Source organism: Streptomyces sp. NPDC005931 (assembly GCF_042871235.1).
Classification (GTDB): domain Bacteria; phylum Actinomycetota; class Actinomycetes; order Streptomycetales; family Streptomycetaceae; genus Streptomyces.
In genome coordinates this window covers 590924-616425 of sequence record NZ_JBIAIG010000002.1, presented here as the reverse complement: position 1 = coordinate 616425, position 25502 = coordinate 590924, and the positions used below count along the sequence as shown (strand labels likewise).

The 25502-nt window shown below is 72.3% G+C and carries 26 protein-coding genes; 5 read left to right on the top strand and 21 right to left on the bottom strand.

All coding sequences use genetic code 11. From position 1 onward, the window contains the following. Positions 1–5 precede the first annotated feature (5 nt). From ACFYOV_RS06770 to ACFYOV_RS06755, 4 genes are read right to left on the bottom strand one after another with little or no spacing between them, the layout of a single operon-like run. Positions 6–869 carry a hypothetical protein gene (locus ACFYOV_RS06770; protein WP_389083638.1) on the bottom strand — a complete coding sequence of 288 codons (864 nt, stop codon included), beginning with the start codon at positions 867–869 and terminating at the stop codon, positions 6–8. A gap of 11 nt (positions 870–880) precedes the next feature. Continuing rightward, entirely contained in the window at positions 881–1849 is a 969-nt protein-coding gene (locus ACFYOV_RS06765) for a hypothetical protein (RefSeq protein ID WP_389083636.1), read from the bottom strand. Next, positions 1846–2601 carry an ABC transporter ATP-binding protein gene (locus ACFYOV_RS06760; RefSeq protein WP_389083634.1) on the bottom strand — a complete coding sequence of 252 codons (756 nt, stop codon included), beginning with the start codon at positions 2599–2601 and terminating at the stop codon, positions 1846–1848. The genes ACFYOV_RS06765 and ACFYOV_RS06760 overlap by 4 nt, the downstream gene beginning before the upstream one ends. Before the next feature lie 12 nt (positions 2602–2613). Next, positions 2614–3036, bottom strand: coding sequence for a hypothetical protein (locus ACFYOV_RS06755; protein WP_389083631.1), 423 nt, complete (start codon positions 3034–3036; stop codon positions 2614–2616). A 166-nt stretch (positions 3037–3202) separates the two neighbouring features. Here ACFYOV_RS06755 and ACFYOV_RS06750 point away from each other — a divergent pair, with 166 nt between their 5' ends. Then, positions 3203–3622, top strand: a complete 420-nt coding sequence (locus ACFYOV_RS06750; RefSeq protein WP_389083629.1) for a DUF3151 domain-containing protein — start codon at positions 3203–3205, stop codon at positions 3620–3622. A gap of 4 nt (positions 3623–3626) precedes the next feature. On the opposite strand, the gene ACFYOV_RS06745 is transcribed toward ACFYOV_RS06750, so the two are convergent. From ACFYOV_RS06745 to ACFYOV_RS06710, 8 genes are all read right to left on the bottom strand, one after another. After that, on the bottom strand, positions 3627–5120 hold the full coding sequence (locus tag ACFYOV_RS06745) for an MFS transporter (protein WP_389083626.1): 1494 nt from the start codon (positions 5118–5120) through the stop codon (positions 3627–3629). Positions 5121–5188: 68 nt separating this feature from the next. Continuing rightward, positions 5189–6220 (bottom strand): class II fructose-bisphosphate aldolase, encoded by a 1032-nt coding sequence (gene fbaA, locus ACFYOV_RS06740; RefSeq protein ID WP_389083624.1) that lies wholly within the window; start codon positions 6218–6220, stop codon positions 5189–5191. Positions 6221–6410: 190 nt separating this feature from the next. Next, complete coding sequence (gene pyrE, locus ACFYOV_RS06735; RefSeq protein WP_389083621.1) at positions 6411–6959, bottom strand: orotate phosphoribosyltransferase; 549 nt, start codon at positions 6957–6959, stop codon at positions 6411–6413. A gap of 10 nt (positions 6960–6969) precedes the next feature. Then, on the bottom strand, positions 6970–7758 hold the full coding sequence (locus ACFYOV_RS06730) for an aldose 1-epimerase (protein ID WP_389083619.1): 789 nt from the start codon (positions 7756–7758) through the stop codon (positions 6970–6972). Between the two features lie 58 nt (positions 7759–7816). Continuing rightward, positions 7817–8908, bottom strand: coding sequence for an SRPBCC domain-containing protein (locus tag ACFYOV_RS06725; protein ID WP_389083618.1), 1092 nt, complete (start codon positions 8906–8908; stop codon positions 7817–7819). Positions 8909–8993: 85 nt separating this feature from the next. Beyond that, a complete protein-coding gene (locus ACFYOV_RS06720) occupies positions 8994–10652 on the bottom strand; it encodes a polyamine aminopropyltransferase (protein ID WP_389083616.1) in 1659 nt (552 codons plus the stop codon). A 58-nt stretch (positions 10653–10710) separates the two neighbouring features. Beyond that, complete coding sequence (locus ACFYOV_RS06715; RefSeq protein ID WP_389083614.1) at positions 10711–11229, bottom strand: DUF2617 family protein; 519 nt, start codon at positions 11227–11229, stop codon at positions 10711–10713. A gap of 383 nt (positions 11230–11612) precedes the next feature. After that, positions 11613–11939 (bottom strand): hypothetical protein, encoded by a 327-nt coding sequence (locus tag ACFYOV_RS06710; protein ID WP_389083613.1) that lies wholly within the window; start codon positions 11937–11939, stop codon positions 11613–11615. Positions 11940–12077: 138 nt separating this feature from the next. Here ACFYOV_RS06710 and ACFYOV_RS06705 point away from each other — a divergent pair, with 138 nt between their 5' ends. Then, positions 12078–13268: a pyridoxal phosphate-dependent aminotransferase gene (locus ACFYOV_RS06705; protein WP_389083611.1), complete on the top strand. Its 1191-nt coding sequence runs from the start codon at positions 12078–12080 to the stop codon at positions 13266–13268. 193 nt (positions 13269–13461) lie between these two features. Here ACFYOV_RS06705 and ACFYOV_RS06700 read toward each other — a convergent pair whose 3' ends face one another. From ACFYOV_RS06700 to clpB, 3 genes are all read right to left on the bottom strand, one after another. Next, positions 13462–13776: a hypothetical protein gene (locus ACFYOV_RS06700; protein WP_389083609.1), complete on the bottom strand. Its 315-nt coding sequence runs from the start codon at positions 13774–13776 to the stop codon at positions 13462–13464. Between the two features lie 251 nt (positions 13777–14027). Beyond that, positions 14028–14552, bottom strand: a complete 525-nt coding sequence (locus ACFYOV_RS06695) for a YbjN domain-containing protein (RefSeq protein WP_389083607.1) — start codon at positions 14550–14552, stop codon at positions 14028–14030. Positions 14553–14737: 185 nt separating this feature from the next. After that, positions 14738–17335, bottom strand: a complete 2598-nt coding sequence (gene clpB, locus ACFYOV_RS06690; protein ID WP_389083604.1) for an ATP-dependent chaperone ClpB — start codon at positions 17333–17335, stop codon at positions 14738–14740. A gap of 128 nt (positions 17336–17463) precedes the next feature. Between clpB and ACFYOV_RS06685 the strand changes: the two genes are divergently transcribed. Continuing rightward, entirely contained in the window at positions 17464–17880 is a 417-nt protein-coding gene (locus tag ACFYOV_RS06685; protein ID WP_389083602.1) for a pyridoxamine 5'-phosphate oxidase family protein, read from the top strand. A 169-nt stretch (positions 17881–18049) separates the two neighbouring features. Here ACFYOV_RS06685 and ACFYOV_RS06680 read toward each other — a convergent pair whose 3' ends face one another. After that, the gene (locus ACFYOV_RS06680; RefSeq protein WP_389083600.1) at positions 18050–18385 is read right to left on the bottom strand and encodes a hypothetical protein; all 336 of its coding nucleotides are present in this window, start codon (positions 18383–18385) and stop codon (positions 18050–18052) included. 3 nt (positions 18386–18388) lie between these two features. Continuing rightward, positions 18389–18595, bottom strand: coding sequence for a hypothetical protein (locus ACFYOV_RS06675; protein WP_389083597.1), 207 nt, complete (start codon positions 18593–18595; stop codon positions 18389–18391). A gap of 104 nt (positions 18596–18699) precedes the next feature. On the opposite strand from ACFYOV_RS06675, the gene ACFYOV_RS06670 reads away from it, so the two are divergent. Beyond that, positions 18700–19713 carry a helix-turn-helix transcriptional regulator gene (locus tag ACFYOV_RS06670; protein ID WP_389083596.1) on the top strand — a complete coding sequence of 338 codons (1014 nt, stop codon included), beginning with the start codon at positions 18700–18702 and terminating at the stop codon, positions 19711–19713. A 1-nt stretch (position 19714) separates the two neighbouring features. Then, positions 19715–20704 (top strand): LuxR C-terminal-related transcriptional regulator, encoded by a 990-nt coding sequence (locus tag ACFYOV_RS06665; RefSeq protein WP_389083594.1) that lies wholly within the window; start codon positions 19715–19717, stop codon positions 20702–20704. Here ACFYOV_RS06665 and ACFYOV_RS06660 read toward each other — a convergent pair. The 4 genes from ACFYOV_RS06660 to dnaJ all read right to left on the bottom strand — a co-directional run bounded on the left by ACFYOV_RS06660 (position 20667) and on the right by dnaJ (position 25471). Then, the gene (locus ACFYOV_RS06660) at positions 20667–21716 is read right to left on the bottom strand and encodes a LuxR C-terminal-related transcriptional regulator (RefSeq protein ID WP_389084103.1); all 1050 of its coding nucleotides are present in this window, start codon (positions 21714–21716) and stop codon (positions 20667–20669) included. The genes ACFYOV_RS06665 and ACFYOV_RS06660 overlap by 38 nt on opposite strands. A 737-nt stretch (positions 21717–22453) precedes the next feature. Beyond that, positions 22454–23560 carry a sugar ABC transporter substrate-binding protein gene (locus tag ACFYOV_RS06655; protein WP_389083592.1) on the bottom strand — a complete coding sequence of 369 codons (1107 nt, stop codon included), beginning with the start codon at positions 23558–23560 and terminating at the stop codon, positions 22454–22456. 276 nt (positions 23561–23836) lie between these two features. After that, positions 23837–24289, bottom strand: a complete 453-nt coding sequence (locus ACFYOV_RS06650; protein ID WP_389083589.1) for a heat shock protein transcriptional repressor HspR — start codon at positions 24287–24289, stop codon at positions 23837–23839. 6 nt (positions 24290–24295) lie between these two features. Next, positions 24296–25471: a molecular chaperone DnaJ gene (gene dnaJ, locus ACFYOV_RS06645; RefSeq protein ID WP_389083585.1), complete on the bottom strand. Its 1176-nt coding sequence runs from the start codon at positions 25469–25471 to the stop codon at positions 24296–24298. Positions 25472–25502 lie beyond the last annotated feature (31 nt).

The following is a 25502-nucleotide window of genomic DNA, read 5'->3' as shown; positions in this document are numbered from 1 at the left end:
CCGGGTCACAGGCGGGCCGAGAGGGACCGCTCCGCGCGCAGCAGCAGCCAGGCCGCCACGAGCAGGACGCCGCCGGAGCCGCACAGCACGGCCAGTGCCGTCCCGGTGTCCGGCGATGAGGGGGTGGAGCTCCACCAGTACAGATTCCACTGCGCGTCCTCGGGGAACTCCGTCCACGCCGCGATCCAGTAGTGCGGCGTCCAGGTCCGGAAGTCCGTGGTCACGAGGGGCAGGGTGGCCGTCAGGGGGCCCGCTCCCAGGACGGCTGCGGTGATGACGGAGCGTGAGGCGGCGGCCGCACACAGCGTGACAGCCGCGAAGAACGACACCACGAGCAGGGCCCTGGCGCAGGCGGCCGACGCGTCCCCCCATCCGGGCGGGTGGATCCGCGGTGCTCCCGGCTCCGAGGCGGCCGTCAGCGGCCGCGGCCCGCCCGGAGGCTCCACGATGTGCCCGATCTTGACGGCCGTCCACAGCACGATCGCCGTCACGGCCGTGCTGAGCACCGCGAGGAACAGGACGGCCACGAGCTTGCGCACCAGGAGCAGGCCCACGCGGCCCTGGTACAGCCGCACCAGCGGCCATGTTCCGCTCTCCAGCCCCTCGGCCAGCACCACACCGCCGAGCAGCGCGGCGAGCACCAGGCCCGGCAGGGACGCATGGTGCCATGCGGCCGCCTGCAGGGCTCCGGCGGGAGTGGTGAGCGCGACGAGGCCCGGCTCCTCCTGCGCCGCTCCGCGCGTGACGGCGTCCAGGTACCAGAGCACGGCGCGCACGGTGGCGGCAGCGGCGATCAGCACGGTCAGGACCACGGCCGGCTGGCCGGCCAGCCGCAGCTCCGCCCGCAGCGGGGCGGTGATGCGTGTCATGCTCCCGCCCCTCATACCAGGTCACGCGGACGGGTGCGCCAGGCATGCCACAGCGCCAGCGAGAACAGCCCCGTCCACGGCAGGGCCCGTACGGCGGCGGGAGCCGACGAGTCCGTCACCGCGGTCCAGAGGTGGTCGTAGGCGTTGCGCCCCGACGACAGGTCCAGACCGTCGGCCACGATGGGACCGGGCAGCCACGAGGTGAGCGGCAGCGTGACGACGGCCAGGAGCAGGACACCCACGAGGACCGTGCGCAACGGCATCCGTACGACCGCCGCGACCGCGACCGCGCCCGCACAGGCCGCGGCGAGCACGAGCACGCCGGTGCCGCCGCGCTGGAGGGCGAAGGACACGGCCTCGTCCGACGTGACCGTCCGGTACAGCGGGAAGGCACGACGCGCGTGCGACACGGCGAGCAGCCACACCCCGAGCCAGGTGACGGCGGCGGCCAGCAGGCACCACAGCCACAGCACGGCGGCCTTGGCGGACAGCAGGCGCCACAGCCTCTGCTCGTGGAGCAGCAGCGGCACGGCCGTACCGCGTGACCACTCACCGGCCGTGAAGAAGGCGGCGAGGAGCAGGACCGCGATCAGACCGGGGGTGGTGGCGAGCCAGCCGAACGCCCAGCCGAGGGCGCCCAGGGGGTGCTGCGCCAGTCCCATGTGGTCCGCGGTCGCCGCGAAACCGGCCTCGATGTCCGCGTATGCCGCGCGCGTTCTCTCCAGGCCGGCCAGGCACTCCTTGAGGAACGGCTCGGCGGGGACGTCGGCCGGGCGGTTTCTGGTGTCCTCGGCACAGCCTTCCGGGGTCAGCTTGGCGAGCCCGATGCGGACGTTCTCCAGGTTGTTGTGCGACACGCGCTGCACATTGAGCGTCTGGAGGGTGATGCCGACCGCCAGCAGGAGCAGCAGCGTCACGGAGAGGAGCCGGGGGAGGGTACGGCGCAGTTCGCTGCCGAACAGACGCAGCCAGGAGCTCATACGGCCGCGCCCTCCCCGGTGGACGCGTCGGCCGCGGGCCGCTGCTGGGCGAAGAACCAGTCCTCCAGGTTCTGCTGCCCGTCCGCCGCTCCCAGCCCGAGCTGTTCGACGGTCCCCGACGCGCTGACCACGCCCTGGGAGATCATGACGACGCTGTCGCAGAGGCGGGCGATCTCGTCCAGTTGATGGCTGGAGATGAGGATGCCGGCTCCCCGTTCGGTCTCCGCGGCGATGATCCCGCGGATCAGGCGCACTCCGGCCGGGTCGAGGCCGTTGGTCGGTTCGTCGAGGATCAGCAGGTCCGGTTCCTTCATCAGGGCGGCGGCGATCGCCAGCCGCTGGCGCATGCCCTGCGAGTACGTCCGGATCCGGCGGCCCGCGGCATCCGCCAGGCCGACGCGCTCCAGGGCCCGGGTGGTGCGGCCGTCGTCGGGAAGCCCGGCCGTGTCCAGGAGGACCCGGAGCATGCCCCGGCCGGTCATCCAGCGGTAGAAGGCGGGGGCGTCCAGGGCGGCGCCGACGCGCGCCAGTACGGGGGGCCGAACCGGCAGCGCCTGTCCGAGGACCCGCACCTCACCGGCGGTGGGGGCGACGAGTCCGGTGGCGATGCGCATGAGGGTGGTCTTGCCTGCCCCGTTGAGGCCGAGGAGGCCGGTCACCCGACCGGCCTCCACGCTCAGGGACACGCCGTCCAGCACGGTGCGCCGACCGTACGTCTTGACCACACCGCGGCAGGAGAGAACGGCTGTCATCGAGGTTCCTTGTCAGGAGGTGACGCGGTAGATCTTGAGGTTGAGCTCGTCGACCACGCCGCCGGAGGGGGTGGAGGCCACCTTCGCGTAGTAGTAGCCGTTGCCCTTGCCGGCGTAGCTCTTGGTGTACGGGTCGTTGTCGCACGACCAGTCCCGCCAGGCGACCCACTCGTCGAAGCCGGTGACCGACTTCTTGAAGTCGTACGCGATGCGGCCGCCGTAGCGGGTGACGCACAGGTTCTGGGTGATGTACTGCGTGTTGCTGCCGACCGCGTACCAGTTGCTCGTCTCGTCGCCGGCCGTCGCGGAGCGGAGGTAGCGGTTGGACGTGCTCCACGTCGCGGCGGACGCGGTGGTGGCGACCGCGCCGACGGCCAGCGCGGCCAGCAGGGTCGTCACGCCGGCACGGCGTATTCGGGCATGGGTGAGGCTCATGAGCGCTCCAGGGTGTGGCCCTTACCCCGAGGGGGAGGGCTGAGAACAAGATCAAAAACGCAGTTGATCATGGCCGTAGGAGAATGTGCACGTCAAGCGGACGCCAGGTGAAGATCACAAATTCCGTGCCGCGGGGACCTCGGCCCGTAAGTGGCAGACTGCTTCCATGACGACGCACAAGAACCTGCTCGGCGGCCCGGAGCCGACGTATCTGCCGGAGAACGAAGAGGCGTACCGTCTGCTCGGGGAGGAGTCGCTCACGCCGGCCGAGGTCGCGGCGCAGCACCCCACCTTCTCGCTCGCCTGGGCACTGCTCGCGGACGACGCCTTCGAGGCGGGGCGCGTGGTCGAGTCGTACGCCTACGCACGCACCGGATATCACCGCGGACTGGACGGGCTGCGCCGGGCCGGGTGGAAGGGGCACGGCCCCATCCCCTGGAGCCACCGGGCCAACCGCGGTTTCCTGCGCTGCCTCGCCGCACTTGCCCGCGCCGCGGGCGCGATCGACGAGAAGGAGGAGACGGAGCGGTGCTGGCAGTTCCTCCAGGACAGCAGCGCCGAGGCCTACGCCGAGCTGAAGCGGTAGTACCTCACCCTCGCCCGGCGCCGGGCGCCCGAGGGCCCCGGCGCCCCGGCTCGCTCTCCGGTTCCAGGGGAGGCACCGCCACGCTCCCGTGCGTGCGGCACTCCGGGTGGCGGCAGTCCGGGACCGGGCGGCGCACGGTCGCGAAGGCGACCGCCGAGCCCGCCACCAGGACGGCCGCACACCAGGCCATCGCCCGCTCGAAGGCGCCGTCGAAGGCGGCCGGCCGCCGGTACGCCTCCGGGCCCATGCCCGCCAGCAGCGGCAGCGCGGCCACCGCCACCAGTCCGGCCGCGCGGGCCGCCGCGTTGTTGATGCCGCTGGCCAGGCCCGCCCGCGCGGTGTCCACGGAGGCGAGGACGGTCGCCGTCAGCGGCGCCACCAGGGTGACCATCCCGAGGCCGAGCACCAGCAGCGCGGGCAGCACGTCGGCGGCGTAGGAGGCGCCCGGTCCGACCCGCAGCATCAGCAGCATCCCGGCGGCACACAGCAGCGGCCCCACGGTGAGCGGGACGCGCGGGCCGATCCGGTCGCCGAGTTCGCCGGAGCGGGCGGACAGCAGCAGCATCAGCGCGGTCGTGGGCAGCAGGGCCGCACCGGCGCCGAGCGCCGAGTAGCCGACGACGACCTGGAGCTGGAGCGCGGCCAGGAAGAAGAAGCCGCCGAAGGCGGCGTACACGCACAGCGTGACCAGGTTGACGGCCGTGAACTGGCGGGAGGCGAAGATGTCCGGCGGCATCATCGGATCCGGGCGCCGCCGCTCGACGTGCACGAAGGCGACGGCGGCGGCGACACCGGCCACCGCGGTCGGGGCGACCACCGGGGAGTCCCCGCCCGCCTCGATCAGCGCGTAGGTCAGCAGGGCCAGGGCGACCGCCCCCAGCGCGGCGCCGAGGACGTCGAACCGGCCGTGCGCCCGGCCGCTCGCCGACTCCGGCACATGGCGCACCGCGGCGAGGACGCACAGCGCCGCGAGGGGCACGTTGAGCAGGAACACCCAGCGCCAGCCGGGGCCGTCCACCAGCCAGCCGCCGAGGAACGGGCCGACCGCCGCGCCGATCCCGCCGAAGCCGGACCACAGGCCGACCGCGCGGCCCCGGTCCTCGGGGTGGAAGGTGGCCTGGATGAGCGCGAGCGAGCCGGGCGTGAGCAGCGCGCCGCCGACGCCCTGGAGCGCGCGGGCCGCGATCAGCACCCCCGCGTTCGGGGCCAGCCCGCACAGCAGGGAGGCCACCGCGAACCACAGCACCCCGAGCACGAACACCCTGCGGCGCCCGAACCGGTCTCCCAGCGCACCGCCGAGCAGGATCAGTCCGGCCAGCGTGACCAGGTAGGCGTTGACCGTCCACTGGAGGGCGGCGAGGTCGGCGTCGAGCGCGCGGCCGACGCGCGGCAGGGCGACGTTGACGACCGTGGAGTCCAGCAGGACCATGCTCGAGCCGAGCACCGTGGTCAGCAGAATCCACTTGCCCTGCGCGGAGGCCAGCCGGACATCGGCCATGCAGGGAGCATACGGAACGGCGCGGAGCCCGGCACCGGGCAAGGTGCCGGGCTCCTGACGTGCGGGCCTTACTTGATGCGCGTACCCGTCGAACGCAGGTTCTGGCAGGCCTCGACGACGCGCTGCGACATCGACGCCTCGGCCAGCTTGCCCCAGGTGCGCGGGTCGTAGGTCTTCTTGGAGCCGACCTCGCCGTCGACCTTCAGGACACCGTCGTAGTTCCGGAACATGTGGTCCACGACCGGACGCGTGAAGGCGTACTGGGTGTCCGTGTCGATGTTCATCTTCACGACGCCGTTCTCCAGCGCGGTGAGGATCTCCTCCGGGGAGGAGCCCGAGCCGCCGTGGAAGACGAAGTCGAACGGCTGGGCTTCGGCCGGCTTGCCGTACTTGGCGGCGACGCCCTCGTTGAGCTCCTTCAGCAGCTCGGGGCGCAGCACCACGTTGCCCGGCTTGTACACGCCGTGCACGTTGCCGAAGGACGCGGCGAGCAGGTAGCGGCCCTTCTCGCCCAGGCCGAGGGCCTCGGCGGTGCGGATCGCGTCGTCGACCGTGGTGTAGAGGGAGTCGTTGATCTCGTGCGAGACGCCGTCCTCCTCGCCGCCGGTCGGGGTGATCTCGACCTCGAGGATGATCTTCGCCGCGCGGGTGCGCTCCAGGAGCTCCTGGGCGATGGACAGGTTGTCGGCCAGGGTCTCGGCGGAGCCGTCCCACATGTGGGACTGGAACAGGGGGTTGCGGCCGGCCTTGACGCGCTCCTCGGACACCGCGAGCAGCGGGCGGACGTAGCCGTCCAGCTTGTCCTTCGGGCAGTGGTCCGTGTGCAGGGCGATGTTGACGTCGTACTTCTCGGCGACGATGTGCGCGAACTCGGCCAGGGCGACCGCACCGGTCACCATGTCCTTCTTGTGCTGGCCGCCCAGGAACTCGGCACCGCCCGTGGAGATCTGCACGATGCCGTCGCTCTCCGCCTCGGCGAAGCCGCGCAGAGCCGCGTGCAGGGTCTGGGACGAGGTGACGTTGATGGCCGGGTAGGCGAACTTTCCTGCCTTTGCCCGGTCCAGCATCTCGTTGTAGACCTCGGGAGTTGCGATGGGCATCTGTCCGCTCCTTAGCGTTGCGGGTTGGCGTACTGCGTGCTGTCGGCCCTGACCTGGAACCTTGGATGCGACGTCATTGTCGGGCCCATCTTCCCAGACTTGTCCGGCTGGTCGACGGCGCAGGTCAAGTCGTTATGTCGGGGGATGCCGGAATGCGGGGCCGCGGCAGCAGCGGACCGCGCCGGGGGCGTCAGTCGAGGCCGAGCTCATCCTTGGAGTAGGCGAACAGGTACGGCACGCCGGCGCCCTCCTGGATCTTCTCGGCGGCCCCGGTGGCCCGGTCGACGATGGTCGCGACGGCCACGACCTCGGCACCGGCCTCGCGCACGGCCTCGACGGCGGTGAGCGGGGAACCGCCGGTGGTGGAGGTGTCCTCGACGACCAGCACCCGGCGGCCCTTGATGTCCGGGCCCTCGACGCGCCGCTGGAGGCCGTGCGCCTTGGCGGCCTTGCGGACCACGAAGGCGTCCAGCCGGCGGCCCCGCGCGGCGGCGGCGTGCAGCATCGCGGCGGCGACCGGGTCGGCGCCCATGGTCAGGCCGCCGACCGCGTCGAAGTCCAGCTCCGCGGTCAGGTCGAGGAGCACCTGACCGACCAGCGGGGCGGCCTCGCCGTCGAGGGTGATGCGGCGCAGGTCGACGTAGTAGTCGGCCTCCAGACCGGAGGAGAGGGTCACCTTGCCGTGCACCACGGCCTTGTCCTTGATCTGCTGCAGCAGCGCGCCGCGTGTGTCCGTCATGGCGCCCAGCTTAAAGCCGCCGCCAGGACCAGGTCGTCGTGGCCTCCAGCGGCTCCAGGGGTGTGACCAGGCGCGGGTGGGTGTTCAGGCCGTTGGGCGGGCCGGTCTGCGGCTCCACGCACACGGCCTCCCGCTGCTCGTCGTAGATCACCACCCACTCCTCACGGCTGGTGACCTTCAGCTCCAGCTGGCCGGGCCAGGTGAGGGTGACGTCCACGCCGCCGGGCATGGCGAAGCAGTCGTCCCAGGGGCCGGGCTTCGGGTCCAGGCGGTTGCCGGTGGGCAGGTGGTCCGCCCCGCGCTCCTCCTGCCAGGCGGGCGCGAAGTCCAGGCGCACGTCCTCACCGCCCAGGTTGCGCAGGAACCAGGGGTGCCAGCCGATCTGCGCCGGGAAGGACGACTGGTACGTCTCCACGGCCATCGTCAGCGTCAGGGAGTCCTCGGCGAGCGCGATCTGCTGGGTGACCCGGCCGGGGTACGGCCACGGCTCGACGAGGTCGTACGTGATCACCGCCTCGTCGGTGCCGGTACGGGCGGTGCGCCAGGCGGCGTCGCGGGCGGTGCCGTGGATGGCGTGCGGCGGGGCGTTGAGCGGCAGCTGGTGGACGGTGGCGCCGTCACGGAACCGGCCGTCGCGGACCCGCCCGCACCAGGGAACCATGGGGAAACAGCCGAACCGCTCGCCCTGCCGCAGCAGTTCGACGCCCCCGAGCCGCAGCCCCCCGACCCGCCCGCCGTGGCCCGGCAGCACGGTCACCTCCGCGTCGCCCGCGGTCAGCGTGATGTCTTCGTTACTCACGGGACGACCCTACTGGGGTGATCAAGGGGGCCTCGGCGTCCCGCCCGCACGGCCCTGGTCAGCGCCGTCTGCGCAGGACCCGGACCACGACGACGGCGGAGGCCACCGCGAGGGCGGCGGCGGGGGCGGCCCAGCGCAGCGGGGCGGGCGCGGAGACGGTCTGCGGCGCGGGCACGGGCGCGTACCGTCCGCGCGGCGGCGCGTGGTCCACCTCCTCCGCGCTCCGGCCGATCATCGTCCGTCGGGCGTGAGCGGCCTCGGCGACCGCGTCCGCGTCCGCGTCGCCACTCGCGCCCGCGAGGTCATGGTCGTCCGCAAGGTCCCGGCCGTCCGCAAGGTCCCGGTCGTCCGCGAGGTCCGGGTCGTCCTCGGCGTCGTCGGCGTCCTTCCGGTCCTCGTCCGCGTAGGGATCGAGGGAGGGCGGGGGGACGTCGGTGTCGAAGACGGAGGGGTCGGGGGCGGGTTCGGCGGGCGGGCCGGATTCGCTGGGCGTGGCGGATTCGGTGGGCCCGGCGGATCCGGCGGCCTGCGTGGGGCCGGGGGGCGGTGGGGTGTCGTCCGCGTCCGGGGTCGTCTCGAAGTCGGTGGTGGCCCTGGTTTCGAAGTCCCCCACCGCCAGGAGTTCGGGTGACTCGGGGCCGTCGGGCGTCCCCCGGACCGGAGCACCGCCCGCCGTCTCATCCACCTCCGCCGTCTCCGCCGCGTCCGCCGTCTCGGCGGTCTCCGCCGCCACCGTCGCCAGGCCCTCCGCGAAACGGGTCAACAGACGGGACACCGCCGAGGTCACCGCCTCCGGCGGGAATTCCGTGATCCGGCCGTCGGCGGTCGCCGTGCCGGTGACGGCCAGCGCGGCGCCGCCCTCCGCTGCCCACGGGGTCAGCCGCAGCGCCAGTGCCACCGTGCCACTGCCGCGGGTCTCCGTCGCGTCGCCCTCGACCGCGTAGGAACCGTCCTCCCGCGCGGAGATCCGTACGGCGCCCCGGTAGGTGATGGAGTGACTGCCGACACGCACCTTCAGGCGGCCCGCGACCGGGTCGTCGGACCCGGCGTCGTGCTGCAGCCCGGGGACCGCCCGGGCGACCCGTGCGGGGTCGTCCAGCACTTCCCTGAGCAGCTCGACCGGAACCGGAACGGACACCTCGTGCTCCATGAGTGCGGAGCCTACCCACGGGACGCGGGACTGTACCCCCGTCGGCGCGAAGTCCCGGCGCGTCGGTTCCGGGTGCGGTAGAGGCTCAGTCGGCGTAGCGCGGATGCACCAGCGTCGACGCCGGCAACCCGCCCACGCGGGTGTGCGCCACCGCCCGCGCGCCGGCCGCCAGCGAGGCATCGGTGAGGGTGCGCGGGCGGGGGCCGGCGGGGTCAAGGCGCAGGACCGGGCGGGTGCGCGCGGCCAGGACGAAACCCCAGTCGCGGTGGGCGGCGGCGTCCGTGGGCCCGCGGTCGGGGCCGGCAGCGAAAACGGCCCGTCGGCCGCCGGTCCGGTACGGGGCGGTGCGGAGGCCGGCCGCGCGGAGCGTCGAGTCCACGGTCCAGAAGGTCCGGGGGTGCGAGGCCACCGGCCCGGCGTGCACCACGAGCCGCCCGCCGGGGGCCAGCACCCGCCGGGCCAGCCCGTAGAACTCCTGCGAGTACAGCTTGGTGCTCGCGGTGATCCCGGGGTGCGGCAGGTCCGACACGACCACGTCGTACGCCCCCGCGGGCGCCGCGCGCAGCCAGTCGAAGGCGTCCGCGGTCGTCACGCGCACCCGCCGGTCGCCGAGGGAGTGACGATTCAGCGCGGACAGCGCGGGGTCGTGGCGGGCCAGCCGGACCACGCCCGCGTCGAGTTCGACGACGTCGAGCCGGTCCACACCGGGGTACCGCAGCACCTCGCGGGCGGCGAGTCCGTCACCGCCGCCGAGGACGAGCACGCGCGCGTGGGGTCCGGCCATGGCGGGGTGCACCAGCGCCTCGTGGTACCGGAGCTCGTCGTGACCGCTGACCCGCAGCCGGCCGTCGAGGAACAGGTCGAGGGGCCGCCCGCCGCGGCCGCCGGTGAGCACCACTTCCTGCACGTCGGTCTGCACCGCCACGCGGACGTCCGGTCCGTACAGGGCGTGGCGCGCGGCCCGCTCGAAGTCGTCGACGAGGACGGCGGCCGTGGTCAGGACCGCGAGCACACAGACGTTGGCGGCCACCAGCAGCCGGCGGGCCCGGCGGGACAGGTCCCGGTGGAAGAGCCCCAGCACCAGCGCCCCGCCGACGACGGCGTTGACACCGCCGGTGATCAGCGCGCCGGTCAACTGGCCGAGGAAGGGCAGGAGGAGGAAGGGGAACGCGAGGCCGCCGACCAGCGCGCCGACGTAGTCCGCGGCGGACAGGTCGGCCACCGCGCCGCCCGCGTCCTGGCGCCGGATCCGCTGGATCAGCTCCATCAGCAGCGGGACCTCGGCGCCGATCAGCAGCCCGGTGGCGAGGGAGAAGGCGACCAGGAGCCAGCGCGAGCCGTCGGCCCACGCACCGCCCCAGTCACCGGTCCAGGCGAACACGGCGTACAGCGCCATCGCGCTGCACCCTCCGACCAGGGCCAGCGCGGCCTCCACGGCGCCGAAGCCGGCCGCCGCGTGCCGGCGCAACCGCTTGGCGGCCAGGGAGCCGATGCCCATCGCGAACACCATGACGGACAGCACGACCGAGGACTGGGTGACCGAGTCGCCCATCAAGTACGTGGCCAGCGCGACGAGTTCCAGCTCGTACACGAGTCCGCAGGCGGCGCAGACGAACACGCCCGCGAGGACCAGGAACCGCCCGGTGTCCTGCCGGACGGGCAGCCGGGCACAACCGCCGGATCCGCCCACCGCCTCCGACGGCTGCGCTAAGCCCGGCGGGGCGGGGGCGTGCGGTTCGATCACGCTGAGACGTTACGTCACGCCTCCCGTGCGCAGGGTCACCCACACGTGTGGTGTTCGGTTACGCCGCCGCCGCGACGCGCACGCCCACCTTGGTCCGGGTGGCGACCAGTTGCCCGTCCTGGGGATAGGCGTGCCAGGTCCGCCAGTGCAGCTGGCCCTCGTGGCGGTGGGCGAGCAGCGCGGTGAAGGCGTGCGGGCTGCCGGGGAACACCCCGGCCAGGCCGTGCGGATGGTCGGAGACCAGGGCGAGCAACTCCTGGGCGCGGCCCGCGAAGGTGCCCGGGGAGAGCACCTCCACGCGGGCGGCGAACTCGTACTCCCAGTCGCCCACCCGCTTGGCGACGCCCAGCGGGAGGGGGGTGCTGCTGCCCGGGAGGCACGCCACCGTCTCCGAGCACACGCCCCGCTCCTCCTCCACGAGCACCTGGTGGGACGCGCCGAGGAGTCGCAACTGCAGCTTGGCACCCAGCAGTTCGAGATCGAGCGTGGCCAGGGCGGGCAGCGGCTCGCGTCCCAGGGCCCAGGCGAGGTCGTCCGCGCGCGTGTCGGTGTAGGCGGTGTTCAGGGTCGTGAGCATGGATCGGCTCCGCAAGCAAGCGCACATGGAGAGGAAGGTGTGGTCCGGCGCTCCCCGGTCGCACCGGGGGATACGGCCCGGCAGCCCGGCCGGCCGGTCGGGATGGTGTCCGCGCGGAGTCCGGGGGCTGCGTTGGTGATTGAGAGGGAATCATGAACTGTGGCGCCGCCACAGCGTTTTTACCCAACTTCGGGGGCTTTCCATCCCTCAGAGGGCCCCTCAGCTCAACTGTTCAAACGCGGAGCGCCCCCCAGGCCGGCTACCCGCACCCGGCGCCCCTCGAGCCGCTCGCCCGACGGCGACGGAACGGCGGGGCCCGCCCCAGGCGCGGGCCCCGCCGTCGCGGATGCGTGTCCCCCGTGACGGGGGCGGGCTGCCCCCTGTCAGCTGCCCCCGCCGCATCCGCCTCCCCCGCCCCCGCAGGACGACCCGCCTCCGCAGGACGAGCTGCTTCCGCAGGAGCTCCCCCCGCCCCCGCTGTCGCCCCCCTCGGAGCCGCTGTCGGAGGACGAGGAGCAGGCCGCGGCGGTGACTCCGCCGGCGGCCCACCAGCTGCTGTCACCGCTGTCGCTCCGGTGACCGCCGCCCGATCCGCCGCGGCCGCGGGGCGACCGGACGCGGGCCGTGCTGCGCGCGGCCCTGCGGACCCCGGCCACCACGGCCGTGACGAACAGCGCGAAGACCAGAACCAGGATGATGCCGATGACCATGGCGTCACCCTCCTTTCGTTCCCCCGTGATCCCCCGAAGCTCCCCCCGTGGGCGCCTCGCTCACGTGTGTGAGCGGGAGATGCCCGGCGGCCCCGCGGCCCAAAGCAGAGTTGAGGAACTCCAGAGCTTCGGCGGAGGATGGCCGGCATGACCTCCAGCGTGCGCCCCCTGCTGAACCGCCGGCTCGCCGAGTTCGGGACGACGATCTTCGCCGAGATGTCGGCCCTGGCCCTGCGGACCGGGTCCATCAACCTGGGCCAGGGCTTCCCCGACACCGACGGGCCCGAGGAGGTCAGGGAGGCGGCCGTGCGGGCGCTGCGGGACGGCCGCGGCAACCAGTACCCGCCCGGTCCGGGCGTCCCCGAGCTGCGCACCGCCGTCGCCGCGCACCAGAAGCGCCGCTACGGCCTGTCCGTCGACCCCGACACCGAGGTCCTGGTGACCGCCGGCGCCACCGAGGCCATCGCCGCCGCGCTGCTCGCCCTGGTGGAGCCCGGCGACGAGGTGATCGCCCTGGAGCCGTACTACGACTCCTACGCCGCCTGCATCGCCATGGCGGGGGGCCGGCGGGTACCCGTCACCCTGCGCCCGCGCGAGGGACGCTTCCGCCTGGACCTCGACGAACTGCGCGACGCGGTGACCGACCGCACCCGGCTGCTGCTGGTGAACACGCCGCACAACCCGACCGGCACCGTCCTCACCCGCGAGGAGCTGGCGGCGATCGCCGAGCTGGCCGTGGAGCGGGACCTGCTGGTGGTGACGGACGAGGTGTACGAGCACCTGGTCTTCGACGGGGCCGAGCACCTGCCGCTGGCGACCTTCCCGGGGATGCGGGAGCGCACGGTGACCATCTCGAGCGCCGGCAAGACGTTCTCGTTCACCGGCTGGAAGGTCGGCTGGGTGACGGGGACGCCGGAGCTGGTCACGGCGGTGCGCTCGGCCAAGCAGTACCTGACGTACGTCTCCGCGGGCCCGTTCCAGTACGCGGTCGCCGAGGCCCTCGCGCTGCCCGAGTCGTACTTCACCGCGTTCCGCGAGGACATGCGGGCCAAGCGGGACCTGCTGGCGGCGGGCCTGGAGGAGGCGGGCCTGACGGTCTTCCGCCCGACGGGCACCTACTTCGTCACCGCCGACATCCGCCCGCTCGGCGAGAGCGACGGCATCGCCTTCTGCCGTGCCCTGCCGGAACGCGCGGGCGTCGTCGCCATCCCCACCGCGGTGTTCTACGACCACCGGGAGGAGGGCGCCCCCTTCGTGCGGTTCGCCTTCTGCAAGCGCAAGGGCGTGCTGGAGGAGGCGGCGCGGCGGCTGAAGGGCGCCGCGGCCTGAGGGGAGCGGCGGACGGCGGGCGCCGCGACGGTCCGGCCGGCGCCCGAAGGACGCGGTTCGTCGGCCGGGGGGACGCAGGAGGGACGTGTTCCTGCCCGGAATCGACGTCCGCCAGGACCGGGGCGGGGAGAACGCCGCCACGGCCGGCCGCGCCGGACGGCGGATCTCCTGGTCCGGTGGACGCCCGCGCGGGTCAGGCGGTCTGCGCCGGCTTGGCCTCCCGCACGAGCGTCACGGCGGCGACCAGGCCGAGTCCGGGCAGCTCGTCGCGCACCGCCTTGATAGCGGCGACCTCGTGCGTGCGCGGGTCGATCCCCCGCTCCTCGAGGACGCTGCGGACCCAGCGCACCCGCGGGTCGGAGGCGGTGAACCCGTCGAGGATGCTCAGCGCGGCCCGCAGTCCGGGGGCGTCGGTCGCCGAGGCGCCGGCCAGCGCGTGCCGCACGGCCTCCCGCGCCTCGTCGAGGTCGCTGAGCGCGATCAGATGGGTCTCCTTGTTGCCGAACATGTTCCGTCCCTCCCGTCCGGCCGGGTACCAGGGCCGGACACACCAGTCGTCTCCGCCGCGCCTGCCGCGGCCGGGGCAGGTGGGTGCGGCCCACCGGTTCCGCCCACCGGTTCCGCCCCGTACGCATCGGCAGGCGCGCGGCACCGCATGCGAAGAGCCCGGCCCCGGGCCGCCGGCCGTGGTGGCCGGTGTCCGGGCCGGGCTCCGCCCGCGAGCGGCGCGGGTCCGCCGTTCGCCGCGCTGGGCGATGCCTACTCGTCGTCGGGCTTGTCCGCCTCGTTGATCTCCTGCTCCAGGCCGAGCTGCTCGACGAGCCACTTGTCGAACTCGATCGCGGCCCGCACCCAGCTGACCGTCGACGAGACGAAGTGCTCCAGGCTGACGCCCATGCCGATCAGCATCTGGGCCTCACCGATGAGACGGACGGTGCCGTCGTCATGGGTGTGGGTGTAGACCTTGGGCCACAGGGTGCGCCGGTTCCAGTCGTCGACGGACTCGAGCAGCTGCGGCTTCTCACCGATCTCGTGCGGCCGGTCGTAGAACGTGCGCACGGAGAAGATCTGCTGGTCGCCCTCCCCACGGAACATGAAGTAGGTGCGGAACTGCTCCCACGGCGCCGCGAGGTCACCCTCGTCGTCGACGACGTACTTGAGCTCCATCTGGTCGAGGAGCTGCTTCACGAGGTCCTGATCCGGGACGACGGGGCCCGCCGGTCCTTGGGGCTGCGGCTCGGGCTGGCCCCCGAAATTCGGAATCGAGGACGGGTCGATGCTCACCGTGATTTTCCCTTCGTACGGATCCCGCCATCCTCCCCCATGCGGGGAGGGGGGTGGCAAGCCCAGACGGGGCCTGTCAGCCCTGGGCTGACTCGATCCGGTCAATCCGCGGGTACCCCACGAGCGCCGGGCCCACCGTTCTCGGGGACGGCGGGCCCGGATCCGGAATCACGCCCTTGGGTGACTCAGAGTGACGCACCCGTGGCCGGTCCCACGAGCAGGCCCTCGCTTGAGCGGTCCACGCGGACCGTGTCGCCGTCCTTGATCCCACCGGAGAGGATCTCCTTGGCGAGCCGGTCGCCGATCGCGGTCTGCACCAGGCGGCGCAGCGGGCGCGCACCGTAGGCCGGATCCATGCCCTCCTCCGCCAGCCAGGCCAGTGCCTCCTGGGTGATGTCCAGGGTGAGGCGCCGCTCGGCGAGCCGCTTGGCCAGCCGGTCGATCTGCAGCTTCGCGATCCGCTCCAGCTCGGGCCTGGTCAGCGCGGAGAACACCACCAGGTCGTCGAGGCGGTTGAGGAACTCCGGCTTGAAGGAGGCCCGGACCACCTCCAGCACCTGCTCCTTCTTCTCCGCCTCGGTGGAGATCGGGTCGACCAGGAACTGGCTGCCCAGGTTGGACGTCAGCACCAGGATCGTGTTGCGGAAGTCCACCGTGCGGCCCTGACCGTCCGTCAGCCGGCCGTCGTCCAGCACCTGGAGGAGGATGTCGAAGACCTCCGGGTGGGCCTTCTCCACCTCGTCCAGCAGCACCACGCTGTACGGCCGCCGCCGCACCGCCTCGGTGAGCTGGCCGCCCTCCTCGTAGCCGACGTAGCCGGGCGGGGCGCCGACCAGGCGGGCCACGCTGTGCTTCTCGCTGTACTCCGACATGTCGATGCGGACCATGGCCCGCTCGTCGTCGAAGAGGAAGTCGGCGAGCGCCTTGGCCAGTTCGGTCTTGCCGACGCCGGTCGGTCCGAGGAACAGGAACGACCCGGTCGGGCGGTCGGGGTCGGCGATGCCCGCGCGGCTGCGGCGCACCGCGTCCGACACGGCCCGCACGGCCTCGCCCTGCCCGATCAGCCGCTTGCCGATCTCGTCCTCCATGCGCAGCAGCTTCTGCGTCTCGCCCTCCAGCAGGCGGCCGGCCGGGATGCCGGTCCAGGAGGCGACGACGTCGGCGATGTCGTCGGCGCCGACCTCCTCCTTGACCATGGTGTCGCGGGCGACCTCCTCCTCGGCCTCGGACGCGGCCTCAAGGTCTCGCTCGAGGGCCGGGATCTCGCCGTAGAGCAGCTTCGAGGCGGTGTCGAAGTCCCCGTCGCGCTGGGCGCGTTCGGCCAGGCCGCGCAGGTCGTCGAGCTTCTCCTTCAGCTCACCGACGCGGTTGAGGGACTGCTTCTCCTTCTCCCAGCGGGCGGTCAGGCCGCGCAGCTCCTCCTCCTTGTCGGCGAGGTCGCGGCGCAGCTTGTCCAGGCGCTCGCGGGAGGCCGCGTCGGTCTCCTTGCTCAGCGCGAGCTCCTCCATCTTCAGCCGGTCGACGGCACGCTGGAGCTCGTCGATCTCGACGGGGGACGAGTCGATCTCCATGCGCAGCCGCGAGGCGGACTCGTCGACGAGGTCGATGGCCTTGTCGGGCAGGAAGCGGGAGGTGATGTAGCGGTCGGAGAGGGTCGCCGCGGCCACCAGCGCGCTGTCGGCGATCTGGACCTTGTGGTGCGCCTCGTAGCGGCCCTTGAGGCCGCGCAGGATCGCGATGGTGTCCTCGACGGTCGGCTCGGTGACCAGCACCTGCTGGAAGCGCCGCTCCAGCGCCGGGTCCTTCTCGATCCGCTCACGGTACTCGTCGAGCGTGGTGGCGCCGACCATGCGCAGCTCACCGCGGGCGAGCATCGGCTTGAGCATGTTGCCGGCGTCCATGGCGGAGTCGCCGCCGGCGCCCGCGCCGACGACGGTGTGGAGCTCGTCGATGAAGGTGATGATCTGCCCGTCCGAGTTCTTGATCTCGGCCAGGACGGTCTTGAGCCGCTCCTCGAACTCACCGCGGTACTTGGCGCCGGCGACCATCGCGCCGAGGTCGAGCGCGACCAGCCGCTTGTCCTTCAGCGACTCGGGCACGTCACCCTTGACGATCCGCTGGGCGAGCCCCTCGACGACGGCGGTCTTGCCGACGCCGGGCTCGCCGATGAGCACCGGGTTGTTCTTGGTGCGGCGGGACAGCACCTGCACGACCCGCCGGATCTCCTGGTCCCGCCCGATGACGGGGTCCAGCTTGCCCTCGCGGGCGGCGGCGGTGAAGTCGGTGCCGAACTTCTCCAGGGCCTTGTACTGGCCCTCGGGGTCGGCCGTCGTCACCCGGCGTCCTCCCCTCGCCCGCCGGAACGCCTCCTGGAGCTTCTTCGCGCTCGCCCCCTGCCGTTCCAGCACCTCGCCGGCGGCCCCGCCCTTGGCGGCGATGCCGATGAGGAGGTGCTCGGTGGACAGGTACTCGTCGCCCAGGTCGCGGGCGCGGGCCTGGGCGTCCGCGATGACGGCGAGCAGCTCGCGGTTGGGCTGGGGCGGCGCGACGGTGGACCCGGTCACGCTCGGCAGCCCGGCGAGGACGCGCTCGGCCCCGGAGCGCACGGCCGCCTGGTCGGCGTCGACCGCGGCGAGCAGGTCCGTGATGTTCTCGTTGTCCTGGCCCTCGAGCAGAGAGAGCAGCAGGTGGGCGGGGGTGAGGTCGGGGTGTCCCTCGGTCACGGCCCGGTTGCCGGCGGCGTTGATCGCGTCCCGGCTCCGGTTGGTCAGCTCGGCGTCCACGTGTCCGTTCTCCTCCTTGCGGCGACCCTTCAGCGTCCTTCAGTGCTGACTCGGTCAACGTCCATAAACTTGAGTCTATTCCACTCAAGGCGGGGTCCGGGAGATCCGGGGCGGCTAAGTTCCGGGGCATGGCCACCACGTACTCGGTAGACCCGGGCGACCCGGACGCGTCGTTCCTCGGTTTCTGGCGCGAGAAGCACCTGTGCACGCTGACCACCCTTCGCCCGGACGGCACCCCGCACCTGGTACCCGTCGGAGTGACATACGACCCCGGGGCGCGGCTGGCTCGGGTCATCACCAACGAGAACAGCGCGAAGGTGCGGCACGTGCTGGCCGCCGGGGAACAGGGGGCGCCGGTCGCCGTGTGCCAGGTGGACGGCGGGCGCTGGGCGACGCTGGAGGGCCTGGCCGTGGTGCGCACGGACCGGGAGCGGGTCGCGGAGGCGGAACGGCGCTACGCGGAGCGCTACGGGCGCACGCCGTCACCGAACCCGTCCCGGGTGGTGATCGAGATCGCCCTCACCCGGGCGATGGGGCGGGCCTGACGCGGGGCGGATCCGGCTCCGGCCGGACGACCGGTTTCCGGCCATCGCCCGGCGCGCCGCAAACAGGGACATGTCCGGGAAAGGCACAGCGGCGTCACCGTGTTCAGGTCACGGTGACGCCGCTGCGGGGGGAAGCACCTGAGCGATCTTTTACGACGGGGGAATCGCGTCAGGCACTGCGGGGGGTGGCAGAGACAGTCCGGGCAGCGGGTGCGTCGACGTCCACCTGCCGGTGGTCCCGCTGGTCCAGGTTCACAAAGATCATTCCGTACCGGATGGCACACCGCACGGGCCGCGGAGCCCCCCGGGGCCGGCGCAGGCACCGGTAAGCCCGTACGTCTCCGTCCTCGTCCCGCGTGACGACGACCGGCTCCCCGAACACGGTCACCATCAGCGAGTCACCGCTGTGGGGGATGGCGGTGACCAGGTCGATGAAGTGCCAGCCGGAGCGGTAGGCGGTGGCCATCTCACGACGGAAGGAGCGGTCGTCGGGTGGTGTGGTCATCACTCAGCCCCAACTGCTGTCGTCCGTCGCAGCGGGAGCGGACGGGCCCCAGCTGCTGTCCGGGACGCCGGACTTGGCGCCCACAACCGGTCCCCAACTGCTGTCCGCCCGTGCGTCGCCCTCCTCGCCGGTCAGGCCACTCAGCACTCCGAAGGCCACGACGGCGGAGAAGGCGGCGACAAGCACCGAGCGAAGCGTTGTCTTGCGCATAGTCGGCTTCGTCCTCACTTGAAGGTCCCCTCTTCCCCCGTCCGATAAGACGATGGCTCATTCAGACACGTCATGGCCACACAATCGGTGCATCATGTTCCTGCATGTTCAGGACCCTGGGGGGTGGAGATTTGACAATAGATCAGGCAAACGAGACACATCCCCATGCGGTGACCGATCTGTGCGAGCTCGGAAGCCGCCTCTACGCAGACGCTCTGCGCGCGGGCCGCATCGCCCGCACGGACGCGGAGCCCGCCCCCTGCCTGATGGAACTCGCCCTGCTGCACCCCGACCCGGACGACCCCACCTGGCTGCGCCCCGTCCCCCCGGCAGTGGCCCTGGCCCAGCGGCTCAACCCCCTGGAACGGGAGATCACCGAGCGCAGGCGGATGTCGATCGAGCTGTCCGACGCCTTCGAGCCGTTCATGGCCCTCAGCGCCCAGGCGACGGCGTCCACCCACTCGCTCACGGTGCTGGAGGGATTCGACCGGATCAACGCCGCCCTCGACCTGGCCACCTCGCAGTGCCGGTCCGAGATGCTCACGGTCCAGCCGGGCGGCCGTCGTCTGGAACACACCCTCGCCCAGGCGCTGGAGCGCGACCAGCACCTGACCGAGCGGGGGGTACGCATCCGCACCCTCTACCAGCACACGGCACGCCACAGCCCCGAGACACTCGCCTACGTGGCCCGGTTCACCACCGGCAAGGTGGAGTACCGCACCATCGACGAACTCGTCGAACGGCTCATCATCTGCGACGAGACCGTGGCCTTCATCCCCACCCGCGACGACCGCCAGGTCGCCCTGGAACTGCGTCACCCCGGGCTCGTCCGCTACCTGATCAAGGTCTTCGAGTTCATGTGGACCCGCGCCGTCCCCCTGAACGCCGGCACCCCGTACGAACCGGCCCTGGACGGCCTCACCGACATCCAGCACTCCATCGCCAAACTCCTCGTGGAGGGCCACGTCGACGAGGCCATCGCCCGCCGTCTGGGCATGAACGTCCGCACCTGCCGCGCCCACATCGCCAAACTGGCCTCCGCCCTCGGCAGCGGCAGCCGCGCCCAACTGGGGTACCTCATCGCCCAGTCGGGAATTCTGGACCAGAAGGGGCACTGAAGTGACGTCGGTGCCGCACCCCGAGCACGAACCGGGCGAACTCTGCCCCGCCGGCGCGGCACTGTACGAACGCGCCCTGCGCGAAGGAGCGGTGGACGCCCGGGAGGCACAGGCGGTCCCGTGCCTCGTCGACTCCGGCATGCTGCACCCGGCCGTCGACGACCTCCAGCGCCTGGAACCGGTCGCCCCCGTCGTGGCCCTCCAGCGGTTCCTGCGTGACTCGGCGGAGCACATCACGCAGGTGCGGCAGCGCGAGGACCAGCTGGTGCGCACGTTCCAGCCGCTCATGCTCATCGACGGCACCCGCACCGCGGGGGCCGGGACACCGACGCTCACCATGCTCAGCGGCACCAGGAGGATCAACGACGCCATCACGGAGGCCATGGACCAGGCAGCCCGGGAAGTGCTCACCGTGCAGCCGCGCACGGGGCTCACCGGGCGCCGGGGCGAGGTCGCGGACGCCGCGTCCTTCGACCGGGACCGGAGGCTGCTGGACCGCGGGGGCCGGATACGCACCCTGTACCAGGCCACGGTCCACCACTTCCCCACCGTCGTGGCCCGCCACGAACGCCTGCGGGGCGACCTCGAGGTCCGCGCGCTGGACGAGGTCACGGAGCGGCTCATCCTCATCGACCGGGCCGTCGCCTTCCTCCCCGCCGACAAGGACGGCTCCGTGGCCATCGAGATCCGCCAGCCGGCCATCGTCGGTTTCCTGGCGAACGCCTTCCACCGCCTGTGGCAGTTGGCCACCCCCGTCTACCCACGCGCCGCCCGCCGTCCCAGCGTCGACGGCGTCACCCCCCGCCAGCGCGCCATCGCCGCGCTGCTCGTCGAAGGCCACACCGACGCCGTCATAGCCGACCGCCTCGGCATGAACATCCGCACCGCCCGCGTGCACATCGCCAAGCTCGCGGCCACCCTGGGCAGTCAGAGCCGGGCGCAACTGGGCTACCTCATCGCGCAGTCGGGGATCCTCGCTCGGGAACCGTGAGGGACGCCGCTGTGCGGGGCGGGCCGTCGAGGCCGGCCTGGGCGATGCGGACGCCCAGTTGCGTGCGGCTGGCCGCGCCCAGGGTCTCCGAGAGCCGGGCGATGTGGGCGCGGCAGGTGCGGACGCTGATGCCCAGGCGCTCCGCGATGACCGCGTCCTGGTGGCCCTCCGCCAGCAGCGCCGCGATGGACTGCTCCCGGTGCGAGATGCCCTCGATGCCGGTGTCGGGCAGCGGGGCGGTCAGCGGGATGGCCAGCCGCCACAGGCGCTCGAACACCGTGCCCAGGTACTCCACCAGTGCCGGGTGGCGCAGCTCCAGCGCCATCGTGCGCTCGGCGTTGGCCGGGATGAAGGCGACGGTGCGGTCGAAGAGGATCAGCCGCTCGATCACCTCGTCCAGGGTGCGGGCCTCCACGGCGTCGCCCATCAGCTCCAGGTAGGTCAGCAGGCCGTGGCCGTGCCGGGCCACGTGCGTGTAGAGGTCCCGCATCCGCACGCCGCGGCCGCGCAGCGCGGTCGCCCGGTGCAGGCCCTCGGCCAGCTCCGCCTCGCGCCGGATGCCGCCGGGCTGGACGGTGAGCACCTCGGTGGTGCACGCCTGCGTCGCCTCGTCCATCGCGGCCTGGATGCGGGCCAGGCCGTCCAGCACCCGGATCGCCGGACCCTCTGCCGCCGGTGCCGCCGACAGGGCCGCCTGGCGCACCTGGCGGCCGAGACCCGCGTACCACTCGAACGCCTCGACCGCCGAGCCGACCCTGCGCTGGCTCGCGCTGATCTCGTCGTACATCCCGCGCAGCAGCCGGGTCATGACCTCCTGCGGGGAGGTCGGCACCAGCCAGTCCATGTCGTCGGGGTCCGGATGCAGGAGCGCCAGCTCCATCAGGCAGGGCACCGGCTCCGCGTCCCGGCGTGGCACCCTTCCGCGCCGTACGGCCCGGGAATACACGCGATCCCCGGCCTCGCACAGTCGGTCAGCACCATGCGGATGCTCGTCCGTCCCGTGCCCGGCCATCGCCCATCCCACCCCCGGTTCAGCCACTTTCCGCAGCGCAACTATGCGCGGACGGAACGTGGTCCGCAACACGGCTCAGGCACCCCACCGCCCCGTTTGGCCATATTGCTCCTTACATGGCCACCCCCTCTGAATGACGCATCGCAGCACCATGAGGGCGGTGCACCGCATGCGCAGGTGCGATGGTCGGGATCACTCAGGGACCGCCAGGCGCCTGGTACCGCCGCGGCCATGGCGGTGATCGCTGCGCCGACGCGCACCCCGGGGCCGGGAACACCCCTGTGACCAGGTGGGATGTCGACCAGTCGACCGGCAGAGCCGATCGCGCGGCTCCGGCGGAGGAAAACGCCGGCGCCGGCAGCACCACCACCCCTGGAGACGCCGGAACCCCTCAGGACGAGGAGGACCGCACCCGCCGCTCGCACGCTTCCGATCCGCATCCGCTGACGGACCGAGAGCGCCAGATCCTCGCACTCCTCGCCGACGAGCCTCCCGGTCATTCCCCTGTGGGCGCCCAGGACGGGCCGCTCGACGGGTCGACGATCGGATTCGACCCGCATCCCCTTCGCCGAGTGCGGGGCCTTCTCCCGGCTTTGGCCGACAGTCGGCGCGCCGTTCTCGTGCCGAGTCTCCAGCCGGCCGAGGCGGAGCGGGTCCGCCACCCATGACCGCGCGGTTCCGGCCCTGCCACGGCCGGGGCCGCGCTCGAGCCGGAATCCGCCGGGGGGGTCAGTCGCCTACTTCAGGCCCGCCGCGCTGCACGCCGCCTTGTACTTGGCCGTGCAGATGTCCTCGACCGTGTAGATGTCGTCGGCGACGACCGTGTCCTCGATGTTGTCCTTGGTCAGGGCGACCACCGGCACGAGCTGCGCGGGGATGTCCTGGTGAGTGGGGCTGTCCACCCGCTCGCGGGTCAGCGCGTCGAACTGGATGTCCCGGCCCTGGACCTTCGCCACGGCCATCTCCGCGGCGCTCTCGGCCTCCTGCGGGTAGGACTTGTACACGCTCATGTACTGCTGGCCGACCAGGATCCGCTGCACCGCCGCCAGTTCCGCGTCCTGGCCGGTGATCGGCGGCAGCTCGGTGACGCCCGCGGCCTGCAGCGCCTCGACGATGCCGCCCGCCATGCCGTCGTTGGCCGAGTAGACCGCGGCGATGTCGTCCGCGCCGATCGCCTGGATCGCGCCGGCCATGTTGGCCTCGGCGTTCTCCGGCTTCCAGTCCTTGGTGTCGTAGGACTTGGCGATCGTCACCTTGCCCTTGAGCTCGGACAGTGCGCCCGCCTTGAACTGCTTGGCGTTCGGGTCGGTCGACGAGCCGTTCATCATCACGATCTTCTTGGTGATGCTGAGCTCGTCGCCGAGCGACTCCAGCAGGGAACGCCCCTGGACCTCGCCGACCAGCTCGTTGTCGAAGGAGATGTACGCGTCGATCGGGCCCTCGGCCAGCCGGTCGTAGGCGATGACCGGGATGCCCGCGTCCTTGGCCTTCTGCACGCCGTCCGCGATGGCGTGCGCGTCGACCGCGTCCAGCACGATGACGTCGACCTTGTCGTCGATCATCTGCTGGAGCTGGCTCGCCTGCTTGTCGGCGCTCGCCTCGGCGTTGGCGTACTGGACCTTGCCCCTGTCGTCGGTGAGCGACTCCACCTTCTTCTTGAAGATGGGGTAGTCGAACTGCTCGTAGCGCGTGTTGGCCTTCTCCGGGAGCAGCAGCCCGACGGTGACATCGTTCCCCTTGGACGGGCTCGCGTCGTCACTGCTGCCCGTCGCGTTGAGCACGCCGCATCCGGCGAGCATGACGGACATGGAGGTGGCGGCCACGGATATGGCGATACGACGCATGCGGGGGCTCACTTCAGGTGCGTTCCGGACGTGGGCACAACATTGCGGCCCATGTGACTGAAAAGCCAACGCGTCAGCCACCACCGGAGTCAAGGGCCACCACTTAACGAGATGGACACGACACGCTGCGCTGACCTCGTGAGGAACCCGCGCACGACCGGCGCGGATCCGCCGGACGGGCATCCACACGCCGGTCACGGACGGTGCCCCCGCACAGCGGCGGGGGCCGGCGGTTCGGCGAACCTCCGGGCCCCGTGCGGAACTTCACATTCCGCGTCAGTCCGACTGCTGCTGCCGCTTCGGCCGCCACACCACCAGCGCGCTGGTCTGCTGCACTTCCTGGTAGGGCACCAGGTCACGGCGGTACGAGGCGTGCACCGCGGCCTCGCGCTGACGCATCGCCGCCGCCGCGCCGTCGAGGGCGTCCTCCAGCTCGGCCACCCGGGCCTGGAGCGCGGCGACCTGGTTCTCCAGTTCGATGATGCGCTTGATTCCAGCCAGGTTGATGCCCTCGTCCTGTGACAACTGCTGCACCTGGCGGAGCAGTTCGATGTCACGGGCCGAGTAGCGCCGGCCCCGGCCGGCGGTGCGGTCCGGCGACACGAGTCCCAGGCGGTCGTACTGGCGCAGCGTCTGCGGGTGCAGGCCGGAGAGCTGGGCCGCCACCGAAATGACGTAGACCGGGGTGTCCTGGGTCAGTTCGTAGGGATTGCGTCGACGGCCTTCCATCTGAGATCAAGCTCCCTTCGCGGCCTGGAACAGCTCCGCCCGCGGATCCTCGTCCGCGGTCGCCTCGCGATACGCCTCCAGCGCGTCACGAGCCTTCCCCGACAGGTGCTCGGGAACACTCACCTCGACGGTGACGAGCAGATCACCGCGGGTGCCGTCCTTGCGGACCGCTCCCTTGCCCCGGGCGCGCATCGTACGGCCGTTGGGCGTGCCCGGCGGCAGCTTCAGCGTGACCGGTGGCCCGCCCAGGGTCGGGACCCGCACCTCGCCGCCGAGAGCCGCCTCGGCGAACGTGACCGGGACGGTGACGGTGAGGTTGTCGTCCTTGCGGCCGAACACCGGGTGACTGCCGACGTGCACGACGACGTACAGATCACCCGCCGGGCCGCCCCGCTCGCCCGGCGCGCCCCGGCCGCGCAGCCGGATCCGCTGGCCGTCGCTGACGCCCGCGGGAATGCGCACCTGCATGGTCCTGGAGGACTTGGCCCGGCCGCTGCCCTTGCAGATGTCGCAGGGATTCTCCGCGATCAGGCCCCGGCCCTTGCAGTCGGGGCAGGGGTCGGTGAGCGAGAAACCCCCGCCGCTGCCCCGGGCGACCTGCCCGGTGCCGACGCAGGTCGGGCACACGCGCGGCGTGCCGTTCTTGTCGCCGGTGCCGGAGCATGCCTTGCAGGGCTGCTGGGACGACATCCGCAGCGGGACGGTCGCGCCCTCGATCGCCTCGGTGAAGCTCAGTGTGACCTCGGACTCGATGTCCTGGCCACGCCGCGGCTGGGTGCGCGTGGTGCCACCGCCGCCGCGGTTGAACAGGCCCCCGAAGACGTCACCGAGCCCGCCGCCGAAGCCGCCGGCTCCCCCGCCGCCCTGGGCGCCCCCGAAGAGGTCGCCCAGGTCGAAGTTGAAGGAGCCCCCGCCCGCGCCCGGCCCCGGGCGGAAGCCGCCGTTGCCGAAGAGGGCGCGGGCCTCGTCGTACTCCTTGCGCTTCTTGGGGTCGCCGAGCACGTCGTTGGCCTCGGAGATCTCCTTGAAGCGCTCCTCCGCCCTGGCGTTGCCCTTGTTGGCGTCCGGGTGGTACTCGCGGGCGAGCTTCCGGTACGCCTTCTTGATCTCGGCCTCGGTGGCGTCCTTGGGGACGCCGAGGACCTTGTAGTAGTCCTTCTCGATGAAGTCCTTGGTGCTCATCCCCGACGCCCCTCCTTCCCTGCGTGCGTCG